Source organism: Halobacterium yunchengense, assembly GCF_037031165.1.
Classification (GTDB): Archaea; Halobacteriota; Halobacteria; order Halobacteriales; family Halobacteriaceae; genus Halobacterium; species Halobacterium yunchengense.
In genome coordinates, this window is the sequence record NZ_JAYEZL010000004.1 from 92,109 (window position 1) to 103,925 (window position 11,817).

13 protein-coding genes are annotated in these 11,817 nt (G+C 72.7%); 8 read left to right on the forward strand and 5 right to left on the reverse strand.

Features of this window, described 5'->3' with window-relative positions; all coding sequences use genetic code 11:
- The 4 genes from U5911_RS12420 to U5911_RS12435 are packed head-to-tail and all read left to right on the forward strand — an operon-like array spanning position 1 to position 3,878.
- Positions 1-789 (forward strand): molecular chaperone TorD family protein, encoded by a 789-nt coding sequence (locus tag U5911_RS12420; RefSeq protein ID WP_336037264.1) that lies wholly within the window; start codon positions 1-3, stop codon positions 787-789.
- Positions 786-1,712, forward strand: a complete 927-nt coding sequence (locus U5911_RS12425) for a DUF8068 family protein (protein ID WP_336037266.1) — start codon at positions 786-788, stop codon at positions 1,710-1,712. Before U5911_RS12420 ends, U5911_RS12425 begins: the two co-directional genes overlap by 4 nt.
- Positions 1,709-2,545: a HEAT repeat domain-containing protein gene (locus tag U5911_RS12430; RefSeq protein ID WP_336037267.1), complete on the forward strand. Its 837-nt coding sequence runs from the start codon at positions 1,709-1,711 to the stop codon at positions 2,543-2,545. Before U5911_RS12425 ends, U5911_RS12430 begins: the two co-directional genes overlap by 4 nt.
- A gap of 1 nt (position 2,546) precedes the next feature.
- Positions 2,547-3,878, forward strand: a complete 1,332-nt coding sequence (locus tag U5911_RS12435; protein WP_336037269.1) for a P-loop NTPase — start codon at positions 2,547-2,549, stop codon at positions 3,876-3,878.
- A 22-nt stretch (positions 3,879-3,900) separates the two neighbouring features.
- Here U5911_RS12435 and U5911_RS12440 read toward each other — a convergent pair whose 3' ends face one another.
- Entirely contained in the window at positions 3,901-4,161 is a 261-nt protein-coding gene (locus tag U5911_RS12440) for a CDGSH iron-sulfur domain-containing protein (protein WP_336037270.1), read from the reverse strand.
- 191 nt (positions 4,162-4,352) lie between these two features.
- Between U5911_RS12440 and mobA the strand changes: the two genes are divergently transcribed.
- A complete protein-coding gene (gene mobA / locus U5911_RS12445) occupies positions 4,353-4,976 on the forward strand; it encodes a molybdenum cofactor guanylyltransferase (protein ID WP_336037271.1) in 624 nt (207 codons plus the stop codon).
- A 100-nt stretch (positions 4,977-5,076) separates the two neighbouring features.
- Here the strand turns inward: mobA and U5911_RS12450 are convergent, their stop codons facing one another.
- Both U5911_RS12450 and U5911_RS12455 read right to left on the reverse strand, forming a co-directional pair.
- Positions 5,077-7,341, reverse strand: a complete 2,265-nt coding sequence (locus tag U5911_RS12450; protein ID WP_336037272.1) for an amino acid permease — start codon at positions 7,339-7,341, stop codon at positions 5,077-5,079.
- On the reverse strand, positions 7,338-7,775 hold the full coding sequence (locus U5911_RS12455; protein WP_336037273.1) for a universal stress protein: 438 nt from the start codon (positions 7,773-7,775) through the stop codon (positions 7,338-7,340). Before U5911_RS12455 ends, U5911_RS12450 begins: the two co-directional genes overlap by 4 nt.
- An 85-nt stretch (positions 7,776-7,860) precedes the next feature.
- Between U5911_RS12455 and U5911_RS12460 the strand changes: the two genes are divergently transcribed.
- The 3 genes from U5911_RS12460 (at position 7,861) to U5911_RS12470 (ending at position 9,286) form a co-directional block, all read left to right on the forward strand.
- On the forward strand, positions 7,861-8,004 hold the full coding sequence (locus tag U5911_RS12460) for a rubredoxin-like domain-containing protein (protein ID WP_336037274.1): 144 nt from the start codon (positions 7,861-7,863) through the stop codon (positions 8,002-8,004).
- Positions 8,005-8,092: 88 nt separating this feature from the next.
- Positions 8,093-8,851: an Lrp/AsnC family transcriptional regulator gene (locus U5911_RS12465; protein ID WP_336037275.1), complete on the forward strand. Its 759-nt coding sequence runs from the start codon at positions 8,093-8,095 to the stop codon at positions 8,849-8,851.
- Positions 8,852-8,995: 144 nt separating this feature from the next.
- On the forward strand, positions 8,996-9,286 hold the full coding sequence (locus U5911_RS12470; protein ID WP_336037276.1) for an amphi-Trp domain-containing protein: 291 nt from the start codon (positions 8,996-8,998) through the stop codon (positions 9,284-9,286).
- A gap of 41 nt (positions 9,287-9,327) precedes the next feature.
- Here the strand turns inward: U5911_RS12470 and U5911_RS12475 are convergent, their stop codons facing one another.
- The gene (locus U5911_RS12475; RefSeq protein ID WP_336037277.1) at positions 9,328-9,591 is read right to left on the reverse strand and encodes a hypothetical protein; all 264 of its coding nucleotides are present in this window, start codon (positions 9,589-9,591) and stop codon (positions 9,328-9,330) included.
- Between the two features lie 90 nt (positions 9,592-9,681).
- On the reverse strand, positions 9,682-11,694 hold the full coding sequence (locus U5911_RS12480) for an SLC13 family permease (RefSeq protein ID WP_336037279.1): 2,013 nt from the start codon (positions 11,692-11,694) through the stop codon (positions 9,682-9,684).
- Positions 11,695-11,817 lie beyond the last annotated feature (123 nt).

The window sequence follows — 11,817 nt, forward strand, 5'->3', positions numbered from 1 at the left end:
ATGGACGCAGACCGAGACCGACACGCGGCGAGCGCGAGGTCGGGCGCCGCACCGGACCGACCGACGGAGGACCGAGAGCGGCCGACGGAGGACCGGGAGCGGCTAGCAGGGGACCACGAGCGGCTGGCCGAGGAGGTCGACGCGGACGCCGGCGCGCGCGGCGCGCTGTACGCGCTGGTCGCGCGGACGTTCACGGAGCCCGGCGACGACCTCTACGAGGCGCTCGCGGCCGGCGAGGTCACCGGAGAGTTCGAGGCGCTGCTGGACCGCACGAGCCTCGACGTCGCGCCGCCGGACGCGACCGTCGACGACGACCACGAGACGCTCTCGGCCCGGTTCAACGACCTGTTCGTCGTCGGGTACTCCGAGGTGATCGACCGGACGGACGGCACCGTCGACCACCAGGGGCCGCCCGTGTCCCTCTACGAGTCGGCGTACCGGCCGGAAGTCTCCTGGAACGACGTGAACCTCGACCTCGCACGGGCCTACGAGCACTTCGGCGTGCAGGTCGACCAGGACCAGCGCCGGAACCACGACCACATCCGCCTCCAGCTGGAGTTCATGGGCTACCTCTGCCGGCGCGAGGCGGCCGTCGACCCGGACGTCGCGGCGGCCCGGCTGGACTTCCACGACCGCCACCTCCGCGTCGTCACGGAGGGCGTCGCGGACGCGCTCGCCGGCGAACCCGGCACCGGCCTGTACGGCGAGCTCGCGGCCTTCCTCGACCGCTTCACGGCCGCCGACGTCGACGACCTCGACGCGCGACTCTCCGGGGGTGGGTCGGCGTGAGCGGGGACTCCCGGTCCGCGGTCGCCGAGCCCGCGTCCGACCGCGAGCGGACCACGCCGACGCTGTCGCGGGCCGGCCGACTGCTCGACCGCCGCGGGGTCGTCCTCGCGGCCGGGAGCGTCGCGCTCCTGGCGGTCGCGGTCCGCGCGACCGTCCGCGTCCTCGCGAACCTGCCGTTCGAGCCCGTCGCCGTCCCGGCGGCCGTCCGGGCGACGACCGCCGGCGTCGCGCCCGCCCTGCTGGCGGTCGCGCTCGTCGCCGTCGCGGTCGCGAGCCCGCGCCCGACCACGAGAACCGGCCTCCTGTTCGCCGGCGTGTTCGCGCTGCTCGCGGCGGTCGACGCCGCCGTGGCCCTCCCCGCGAGCGTCGCCGTCGTCGCGGGCGGCGGGCTCGCGGTCTTCGGGGCGCTCGGCCGGCCGGCGACGCCGACGGCGGCCCGCTGGCACCTCGCGGCCGGCGCGTTCCTCCTCGGGATCGCCGGCTCGCTCGCGGGCGGCGTCGGCGTGCTCGACGGCGGCCGGAGCCTCGGCGCCGTCCTCGTCCTCGCGGCGCTCGCGGCGCTCGGGCTGCGGGCCAGCGGCGACCGGCTCGCGCTCGTCGCCGGCGCGCTGGCGTTCGTCGGCGTCGCCGCCGCGAGCACGGCGAACCCGTACGTCGCCGGCACGGCCCTGCTGGTCGGGTTCGCGGTCGTCGGCGCGCCCGGCCTACTCGTCGGTCTCGCGGTCGCCGGCGGCACCGCAGCGGTCGTGACCGGCCTCCGGCGGCGCGACTACGGGCTCGCGGTCGGCGCGGGCCTGCTGGTGCTGGCGGGGATGCCCGCCACGCTGCCGCGGGCGGCCGCGGTCCTGCTCGGGGTCGCCCTGGCGGTGGTCGGCGTCGACCGGCTCACCGCGTCCCGCGACGGCGGGGAGGTGGCGGCATGAGGGACGAGGAGGAGGCGACCGACGGGCCGACGGACCCGCGCGTCCACCCCGAGGAGAGCCCGGGGTTCGGCGAGGCGCCGGACGGCCTCGAGGACATCGAGGTGAGCCGCGACGTCACCATCGGCGAGGCCTCGCCCCGGGAGCTCCAGGCGACCGACCTCGCGCCCGTGGCCGGCGACTCGGCGGCCGAGAAGGTCGAGGCGCTCTGCGAGGGGGACGCGGTCGAGCGCCGGCGCGCCGCGCTCGCGCTCGGCGAGGAGTCGGCCTCCGAGGCGGTCGTCGACGCCCTGGTCGGCGTCGGCCTGCGGGACGACGACGCGGACGTCCGGCAGTTCGCCGTGGAGGCGCTGGGCGAACTCGGCGGCGAGCGGGCGGGCGCCGCCGCGGTCGAGACGCTCGGCGACGAGAACCCGTGGGTCCGCGCGGAGGCGGTCGTCGCGCTCGACCGCATCGACCGCGCCCGGTACGAGTCCCACCTCGAGGACGCCCTCGACGACGGCCACCACGCCGTCGAGCGCAACGCCGCGGTCTCGCTGTTCAAGCTCCGCGGCGAGGCGATGGTCGACGTCCTCCTCGAGCAGTCCCGCGCCGAGAGCGAGCGGCTGCGCGAGTGGGCCGCCCACCTCCTCGCGGGCGTCGACGACGAGCGCGCGACCGAACGCCTCGAGGAGCTCGCCGGCAGCGACGACGAGCCGCGGGTCGTCCGGAGCACGGCGGCGCGCTCGCTGGACGCCGACCCCGGGAAGTTCCGGCGGCAGTTCACCGGCGGCACCGAGAACGACACGCCCGACCGTCCCGGCGAGGGGCGGCTCAACCGCAGACCCGACCTCTGACATGTCCCAGGACACGCCCGACACCGACCGCAGCGGCGCCCACCGTGGAGAAGAGGACTCGCCAGACGTAGACGACGCGGAACAACCGCCGGACGGCGAGGACCTGCAGCCGGCCGTGGAGGCGGCGCTCAGGCAGGTCCGGGACCACGAGGCCGACGTGTCGCTGTTCGAGGCGGGGCTCGTCGAGGACATCCGCGTCGCGGACGGCAGCGTCACGGTCGTCGCGGACCTCGCGGACTTCCCGCCGGAGGACGCGCAGGCCGTGACCGCGACCGTCGTGCGCGCCGTCTCCGACGTCCAGGGCGTCGAGCGCGCCCACGTCGAGCACGCGCAGTCGGCCCCGGACCTCGAGGACCGGACGACCGGCCTGGGGGCCGCCGACCGCGTCGTCGCGGTGGCGAGCGCGAAGGGCGGCGTCGGCAAGACCACCGTCGCGACGTCGCTTTCGTGCGCGCTCGCGGCGGACGGCGACGACGTCGGCATCTTCGACGCGGACATCCACGGGCCGAACGTCCCGTCGGTGCTCTCGGTCAGCGGTCCCGTCCACTCCGACGAGGACGGCAACCCGGTGCCCGTCGACGTCGACGGGCTGGAGGTGATGAGCGTCGGCCTGCTCTCGGAGAGCGCGCCGCTGGCGTGGCGCGGCGCGATGGCCCACGACGCGCTCACGGAGCTGTTCGAGGAGACGGCGTGGGACGACCCGGACACCGTCGTGCTCGACCTGCCGCCCGGCACGGGCGACGTGGCGCTGACGACGCTCCAGGAGGCCCCCGTGGACGGCGTGGTGTTCGTGACGACGCCGTTCCACGCCGCCGTGACGGACACCCACCGCTCCGTGCAGCTGTTCGAGGAGAACGACGTACCCGTCCTGGGCGTCGTCTCGAACATGGGCGAGTTCGTCTGCGAGGACTGCGGGGAGGTCCACGACCTCTTCGAGGACGGCGACCCGATCGACGCCCTCGACGTGCCCGTGCTCGCGGAGATCCCCTTCAGTTCGAACATGCAGGGCGCTCCGGCGCCCGGGGACGTCCCCGGGCACGCCAGCGACCTCGCGGCCGCGGTCCGGGACCGCCTCGACGCAATCTGGAACGTGGACGTGCCCGAGGGGGCCGTCGACCTCCGGGGCCTACCGGCCGAACAGCGCCGCGAGGCGGTCCGGACGGGGGTCGAGGGGCTGGACGCCGAGGAGCCGTTCTACCTGGTGAGCGACCGCGACCCGACGCCGGTCCGGGACTACCTCGCGGAGGTCCACGGCGGCGAGTCGCCGTTCGAGCGGTTCGAGGTCCGGCGGGCGAACCCGGAGACGTGGCTGTTCCGCGCGTTCCGGGCGTGACCGGACGGCCGCCGAGCGCCGCCTACTCGTCCGGGTCCGCTCCGCCGCCGTCCGCGAGTTCGACGCGCTCGACGCGCCGGCGCCGCAGTTCGCCGTCCGCCTCGACGTACCGGTAGCAGACGCCGTCGGACTCGCCGTCGGTCTGCCGGTGGGTCCCGTCGCAGAACGGGAACTCCCCGGAGAGGCCGCACTGGCAGACGGCGACGTCGCCCTTCTCCGGGTCGAGGTCCGACTCGTCGAGCTTCCGCGGTCCGGTGGCGTCGTGTTCGACCAGACGCGTCATGCACGCCCCTCCGGCGCGGACCCGAATAACGCCGGCGGCCGAACTCGGCGATCGGTCACTCGCAGAACCGCAACGTGACCGACCCACAGTTTACCAGGCGGACCGACCCACAGTTTACCAGGCGGACCGACCCACAGTTTACCAGGCCGACCGACCCACACTTTACCCCGCCGACCGACCAACACGGGTGCATGGCCCAGGGCGGCGGCAGCCGGACGGGAGTGGTCCTCGCCGGCGGGCACTCCAGCCGGTTCGGCGACCGCGAGAAGGCGCTCGCGGAACTGGACGGCGAGCCGCTGCTCGGCCACGCCGTGCGCGCGCTCGCTCCCGTCGTCGGCGCCGTCGTCGTGAGCTGTCGCCGCGACCAGCGGCCGGCGTTCGGCGCCGCGCTGGACGGCGCGCCGGTCGACGCGACGTTCGCGTGTGACCCGACGCCGGACTGCGGACCGGCGGCCGGCCTCGCGACGGCGCTCGCGGCCGCGCCCGGCGCCGAAGCCGCGGTCGTCGGCTGCGACATGCCGTTCGCCGACGGCGCCCTCCTGGACTGGCTGTTCGACGCCCTCGACGACTCGGCGGCCGTCGTCTCGGTCGTCGACGGCCACCCCCAGCCGCTGCACGCCGTCTACCGGACGGACCCCGCGCGGCGAGCGGCACGCGGCGCGGTCGCGGACGGCTCCGGCAGCCTCCGGGCAGTGCTCGACCGGCTGGACGCCGTCGAGGTGCCCGAGTCGCGAGCGCTGGCGCGGACCTCGCGCCGGAGCTTCACGGACGTCGACACGCCCGCCGCGCTCGACGCGGCGAGGGAGGACCATTGACCCCTGGGATTTGCCTCACGAGTCGGTTCGAAGCGACGCGACGAGTCGCCCGGTCCGGACACGCGACGGCGAGAAGCCGGTGCTCGCGGCGGTGCTCGCCCTATCGCCCGCCGAACAGCCGCTCGCGGAGCGACCGCGCGGACGGCCGCTCGGCCAGCAGGACGGGCGTCTCGAGTGCCTCGATCGCCTCGAACGCCAGCGAGCCGCGGACGACCCGCGAGAGGAGTCCGCGCTCGGTCGCACCGACGACCACCAGGCTGTACTCGCGCCCGACTGTCCCGATCGTCGCGCCCACGTCGCCGGTCTCGACGCGGAGCTCGGCGTCCCCCAGTCCGTGGCCGTCGGCCCAGTCCCGGAGGAACTCGCGGCCGGCGTCCTCCCCGCCCGGTTCGACGACGTGCAGCAGCGAGACGTCCACGCCGACGGCGTCCCGCAGTGCGACCGCGACCTCGGCTGAGAGGTCCGAGGACGGGCCGCCAGCGGTCGGCACGAGGACGTCCGACAGGGAGAGCTCCTGGCCGTCCAGCACGAGGAAGTCACACGGCAGGTCGTGGGTGAGTTCGTCGAGCGCGCTCTCGGCGCGGCCGCCCGCGAACTGGGCGCCGCCGTACCCCATCACGACCGTGTCGGCGCCGTGGGTGCGCGCGGCGTCGAACACCTCCTCGATGCCCCGGTGGGAGAGGATCGTCTGTGTCTCGATGGGGACGTCGAAGGCCTCCGCGTCGGCCTTCGCCGCAGCGAGGAGCTCCTCGGAGGAGGCGTCGATTCGCTCGCGGTTCTCGGCGGCGGTCGCCAGCGCCGTCTGGTCGGGGACCGTGACGACGTGCGTGGCGAGGACGCGACCGCCCTCGTGTTCGGCGAGCGCGCCGGCGAGCGTGATGAGCGCGCTCTCAGTGCGCGGGTTCGAGACCGCGACCATCACCGTCGGGCCCTCGTCGGCGTTCGGCGCGACCGTGTTCGCGACCTCGACGACGCCCTCGGGGAAGGCGTCCTCGCGGTTCCGGACGTACGTCGACAGCACGCCCGCCTGGGGCGTCTTCTCCCGTGCGTACGCGAAGTACCAGACGAGGGAGAGGGCGACGAACGCCGCGGACAGCGCGATCTCCACGGCGTCCATGAATCCGACGAGTCCGAGCGAGAGGACCACGCCGAGGATCGGCGTGACCGGATACAGCGGCACCTCGAAGTCCGGGTCGTACTCCGGCACGTCGGCCTCCCGGAAGACGATCAGCGCGGCGTTCATCAGCGCGTACACGACGAGGTGGAGGACGCTGGCGGCCTTCGCGAGCACCTCGATCTCCTGGCCGAGCGCCGCGATGAACACGACGATGAGCAGGCCCGTCACGAGGATCGAGCGGTACGGCGTCGCGTAGTTCGGGTGGATCTCGTTCAGCCAGTTGGTGACGATCCTGTCCCGGCCCATGGCGAAGTTGATGCGCGCGGACGCCAGGATGGACGCGTTCGCGGACGAGGCCGTCGCCAGGAGCGCGCCGGCCGTCATCGCGCTCGCCGCTGCGGCGGCGACCCCACCGACCGGCCCGAGCGACCCCGGGAACGCGACTCGGGCGGCCTGCGCGACGGGCGCCTCCTCGCTGAGTTCCGGCCACGGGACGACGCCCAGCATCGTCGAGACGAGGAGCACGTAGACGACGGTGACGATGCCGACGCTGCCGAGGATCGCGATGGGGAGGTTCCGGCCGGGGTTCTTCAGTTCCTCGGCGACGGTTGCGATCTTCGCGTACCCGAGGAAGGACACGAACACGAGCGCCGTCGCGGGGAGGATCGCGCCGGTGCCGAACGGCGCGAGTCCGCCCTCGCTGGCGAGCGTGGCGTAGTCGAAGGACGCGAAGCCGGCGAGCGCGAACGCGGCGAGGATCGCCAGCAGGACGGAGACGATGACGGTCTGGACGCCGCCGGTCTCCTTCGCGCCGACGTAGTTGACGCCGACGAAGAGGACGCCGGCGAACAGCGCGCCGACCTGGATCGGACTGAGGAACGCCACTCCGGGGACGCCGACGAAGACGACGAGGTACTGGCCGAAGCCGATGCAGTAGAACGCGGACGCGAACGCCAGCCCCATCCAGTCGCCCATCCCGGCGATGGACCCGAACATGGGGCCGAGTGCCTTGTTGATGTAGTAGTAGCCGCCGCCGGCTTTCGGCATCGCGGTGCCGAGTTCGGAGACGGAGAGGGCGTTGACCATGGCGATGACGCCGCCGACGGCGAACGACGCGACGACGACGGGGCCGGCCGCGTTCGCGGCGACGCCCGGCAGCACGAAGATGCCGGCGCCGATCATCGTGCCGATGCCGATGGTCATCGCGGAGACCAGTCCGAGGTCCTTCGCGAGTTCCTCGTCGCTCATTCCCCGGCGTCGTCCCGCGGCAGCGCGATCACCGGTCGGTCCGCCTGCGTGACGAGTTTCAGCGAGCGGTCGCCGGAGAGGAACTGCATGAGGCGGTTGCCGCCGCGGGACCGGAACGCGATCGCGGTCGCCCCCACCTCGTCGGCGGCGTCGAAGATCGCGTCGACGACGTCGCGGGCGTACGCGGTGTGGTCGTCGGCGTCCGGGAAGACGGCTCGAACGGCGGCGTACGCGTCCGCGGCGAGGGCCTCGGACTGTTCGACCGGCGTCTTGTCAGGGACGCCCCCGCCTTTCTCGACCACGTGGAGGGCCGTGACGTGGTCGGGCCGGTACGGTCGCAGCGCCCGTGCGCTCGCCGCCGCGTCGTCCTCGTGGGCGACCGGCAGGAGCACGTGGCCCAGCAGGTTTCCGCCGTCGTCTTCGGTCCCGTTCATACGTGCTCCTGACCGCCAAACTGCATAAAAACTCGGTTCGGCGAAGTTAGACTTATATACTCGTGCGCGGAACAGGAGAATCGACGTGGTATTCCAGCGGTTCCGAGAACTACTGGCGGGGCGGACGCGAACGCACCACGAGTGCCGGAACTGCGGGACGGTCCTGGACGAACCGGCCGAGGAGTGTCCCGCCTGCGGCGCGTCCGAGATCGCGTCCTACGACCTGTAGTGCCGCCGCGGGCGCCCAGTCGACGGCGATGGCGACTCCCGTCCCGATGGAAAGGTCAATTGCGACTCGGGCCGAACGGACGCCAGGAATGGACTATCGACTCGACGAGATCGACCGTCTGACGCTCTACTACCTCGGGTCGGACGCCCGGAACACGACGGCGACCGAGATCGCCGAGCAGGTGAACGTGTCCGCGGCGACGGTCCGCAACCGCATCAACCAGCTCGAACAGCACGGCGTCGTCCGCGGGTACCCGGCCCACATCGACTACGAGCGCGGCGAGGGCCTGCTGACCGGCCTCTACGTCTGCAGCGTCCGCGTCTCCGAACGCGACCAGCTGGCGAGGGACGTCCTGGGCATCTCCGGCGTCGTCAACGTCCGCGACGTCATGTCCGGCGACGACGGCCTCCACGTGAAAGCCGTCGGCGAGGACACGACCTCCCTGCAGCGGATCGCCAGCGAGATCGAGAACCTCGGCGCCACCATCGAGGACGAGAGCCTCGTCAAGGCGGAGTACTACCAGCCCTACCAGCCCTACGGGCCGGCCGACGCGACCAGCGCGCAGCCGGCGACGAACGTACTGAGCCTCGTCGGGGACGCACAGGTCGTCGACCTGACCGTCACCGAGGACGCGCCGGTCGCGGGGAAGACGCTCGCCGAAGCCAAAGAACAGGGGCTGCTCGGCGACGACGTCCTCGTCGTCGCGATCGAGCGAGCCGACGACGTCGTGTCCGCGAACGGCCGGACGGAGATCCAGCCGGGCGACCTCGTCTCCGTCTTCTCCCCTGACGGCGTCGGGGACGCGACCCTCAACGGGTTCGGCGGTGCGGAAGCCAAACGCCGCTGAGACCGTACGCGACGGCGATTCCCACGGCCGACGCCCGCCGGGGGCTCGCGACGTCGGGTCGACGGCTGACGTCGGCGCGTGACTCACTGAGCCACGCTGGACGGCACCCTCGTTTATCCGGCTGGCGGTCGAACGTGTGAACGCATGCCAGAAGAAGTCCTCTTCCAGACGGAGAGCGCCCAGAGTCGCGCGGAGATCGCGTCCTACCTCCGCAGCGTGGCGGACAAACTCGACGCCGGCGACGACATCACGCTGACCGCCGGCGGGGATTCGGTGACGCTGTCGCCGCCCGACCAGCCGACCTTCGAGGTGAAGGCCGAACGGGAGGGACCGGCCGACAGCCCCGGCGAGCTGAGCGTCGAGTTCGAACTCGAGTGGAGCGAGAACGGCGACGCCGGGTCCGGCGGCGGCCAGAGCGGACTCGAGATCGAGTAATCGAGATTGGGTGGCGGTGGTCTCGGAGCGAGGGGTCTCGGTCAGGACTCGATCTTCCGGATGATCTTCTCGGCCTGTTCGCGGGCCTTCTCCTCGCCGACGTTCTTCTTGACGAGCACGGACTGGACGACCCAGTCGTCGCCGCGTTTCCCCATGCGCACCTCGCTGCCCGCCGAGACGGAGTCCGAGACCTCGTCCGCCCACTCGGGCGTCCGGATCTGGTCGAACTCCTCGGGGTCGCGGTACCTGACGTGGATGTACTCGTCCTCGGGCGTGACGGACTTCGGGGATGGGATCTGTCCCATACTGTCGTGTACGTCGACTAACTGGAAAAATCGCGGGGGCCGACGCGCGCTCGCCGGCGGCTGTCGGAGCCCGCCTCGCCGGAGCGGGTCTCAGATCCCCCAGAAGTACGCGATGCCGGCCGTGGTGACGACCGTCAGGACGAGCTGGAGCGGCGCGCCGACGCGCGCGAAGTCCGTGAACTTGTAGCCGCCGGGTCCGTACACCATGAGGTTCGTCTGGTAGCCGACGGGGGTGAGCAGCGGCGTGCTCGCCGCGAACGTCACCGCGAGCGCGAACGCGAACGGGTTCGCGCCGAGCTGGCCCGCGGCCTCGACCGCGATGGGGAGCATCAACACGACGCTGGCGTTGTTGCTCACGACCTCCGTGACGAGCGCGGTCCCGAGGTAGAACACCGCGAGCATCCCGATCGGCGGCAGGACGGCGCTCCCGGCGACGATCCCCGTCGCGAGCAGGTCCGCCGTCCCGGACGCCTCGAAGGCGATGCCCAGCGGGATGAGGCCCGCGAGCAGGAAGATGACGTCCCAGTTCACGGCCTCGTAGGCGTCCGCCGGCCGCAGGATGCCCGAGAAGAACATCGCGACGACGCCCGCGAGCGCGCTGACCATGATGGGGAGGTACTCGAGGGCGGCCAGCCCCACGACGCCGGCGACGATGGCGAGCGCGACGGGGATCTGGGTCCTCGCGAACTCCTCCCAGCGGCCGTCGCTGGAGACGACGACGCTCGTGTCTGCGCGGAGGCGCTCGAGGACGTCCTCGCTGGTCTGGACGAGCAACACGTCCCCGACCTGGAGGGTGACGTCCCGGAGGCGCTGGCGGATCACCTCGTCGCCGCGGCGGACGGCCAGCACCGTCACGTCGTACCTGCGCTCGAACCCGGGGACGTCGTAGCGCGAGCGGGACCGCGTGCCGGGCAGCAACACGACCTCGGAGAGCGAGCTCTCGGGCTCGGCGGCGGCCGACTCCTCGGCGTCCTCCCGCTCCCGGTCGGCCGCTCGCTCTCCCTCCGCGGCGGCGTCCTCGAGTTCCTCGTCGAGGATGGACGGGGCCTCGCTCCACCCGTGGCGCTCCGGGACGAAGCCCTCTGGCAGCGGTTCGTCCGCGTCGGCCGCGGCCTCGAGGAGCTCCGGCAGGAGGGCGAGGTGTTCGTCCTCGAGGACCTGCTCGAGGGTCTCCTGGCTCGCCCTGACCGAGAGGACGTCCCCGGCGCGGATCCGCTCGGCGGGGACGCCCCGGAGGATGGTCCGGTCGTCGCGGACGATCTGGAACACGTCGAGGTCGAGGCCGTCCCGCCGCAGGTCCCGCACCTGCGACCCGACGAGGTCGGAGTCCTCGTGGACGACGACGTCGGTGAGGTAGTCGGCCATCCCGAACTGGTCGGTGGCCGACCCCTCCACGGAGATGCGGGCGGGCGTGAGGTACCGGCCGACGGTCAGCAGGTACGCGACGCCGACGGCGAGGACGACGGCGCCGAGCTGGGTGAACTCGAACAGCGAGAACGGTTCGGCGCCCGGGCCGCCGACCTGCGCCCAGACGTCGCTGGCGAGCAGGTTCGTGGACGTGCCGATGACGGTGAGCGTGCCGCCGAGCATCGACGCGTACGACAGCGGGATGAGCAGCTTCGACGGCGACGTCCCGGTCTTCCGCGCGAGGTTCGTGACCGCCGGGATGAGCATCGCCACGATGGGGGTGTTGTTCACGAAGCCGGCGGCGGGCCCCGAGAGGCCGACCGTCGCGAGCAGCTGGCGGGACTCGCTGTCGCCAGCGAACGACTCCATCTTCCGCGTGAGCAACTGGATGACGCCGGTCTGGCGGACGCCCTCGCTGAGGACGAACATCGCCAGCACGGTCAGCGTCGCGGGGTTCGAGAAGCCGGAGACGCCCTCCTCGGGGGAGACGCCGGTCCACGGCCCGAGGACGATGACCGCGACCATCACCGCGATGGCGGTCGTGTCGATGGAGACCGGCTGGAGGACGAACATGACGAGCGCGGCGACGACGAGCGAGAGCACGACGACGACGTCCACCGAGACCGGCAACTGCACGGGGAGGTGCCGGAGGGCGGCGAGCGTCGCCAGCGGGACGCCGGAGAGTGCGTTCGTCACTGAACCAACTGTGTTGGCTTCCCCGCGACGCCACATAGTTGTACGGTTCGGGTGGGGCGCCGGGCGACGTGACGGCCGCCGGAAGCGGTTCGTGACTCGAACGCCTCGAGACGGCCAGGGTGG

What these genes read in the sequence shown, in the direction of transcription:
- U5911_RS12420 (WP_336037264.1), top strand. Translation starts at nt 1, where the DNA reads ATGGACGCAGACCGAGACCGACACGCGGCGAGCGCGAGGTCGGGCGCC.
- U5911_RS12430 (WP_336037267.1), top strand. Translation starts at nt 1,709, where the DNA reads ATGAGGGACGAGGAGGAGGCGACCGACGGGCCGACGGACCCGCGCGTC.
- U5911_RS12435 (WP_336037269.1), top strand. Translation starts at nt 2,547, where the DNA reads ATGTCCCAGGACACGCCCGACACCGACCGCAGCGGCGCCCACCGTGGA.
- U5911_RS12440 (WP_336037270.1), bottom strand. Translation starts at nt 4,161, where the DNA reads ATGACGCGTCTGGTCGAACACGACGCCACCGGACCGCGGAAGCTCGAC.
- mobA (WP_336037271.1), top strand. Translation starts at nt 4,353, where the DNA reads ATGGCCCAGGGCGGCGGCAGCCGGACGGGAGTGGTCCTCGCCGGCGGG.
- U5911_RS12450 (WP_336037272.1), bottom strand. Translation starts at nt 7,341, where the DNA reads ATGAGCGACGAGGAACTCGCGAAGGACCTCGGACTGGTCTCCGCGATG.
- U5911_RS12455 (WP_336037273.1), bottom strand. Translation starts at nt 7,775, where the DNA reads ATGAACGGGACCGAAGACGACGGCGGAAACCTGCTGGGCCACGTGCTC.
- U5911_RS12465 (WP_336037275.1), top strand. Translation starts at nt 8,093, where the DNA reads ATGGACTATCGACTCGACGAGATCGACCGTCTGACGCTCTACTACCTC.
- U5911_RS12470 (WP_336037276.1), top strand. Translation starts at nt 8,996, where the DNA reads ATGCCAGAAGAAGTCCTCTTCCAGACGGAGAGCGCCCAGAGTCGCGCG.
- U5911_RS12475 (WP_336037277.1), bottom strand. Translation starts at nt 9,591, where the DNA reads ATGGGACAGATCCCATCCCCGAAGTCCGTCACGCCCGAGGACGAGTAC.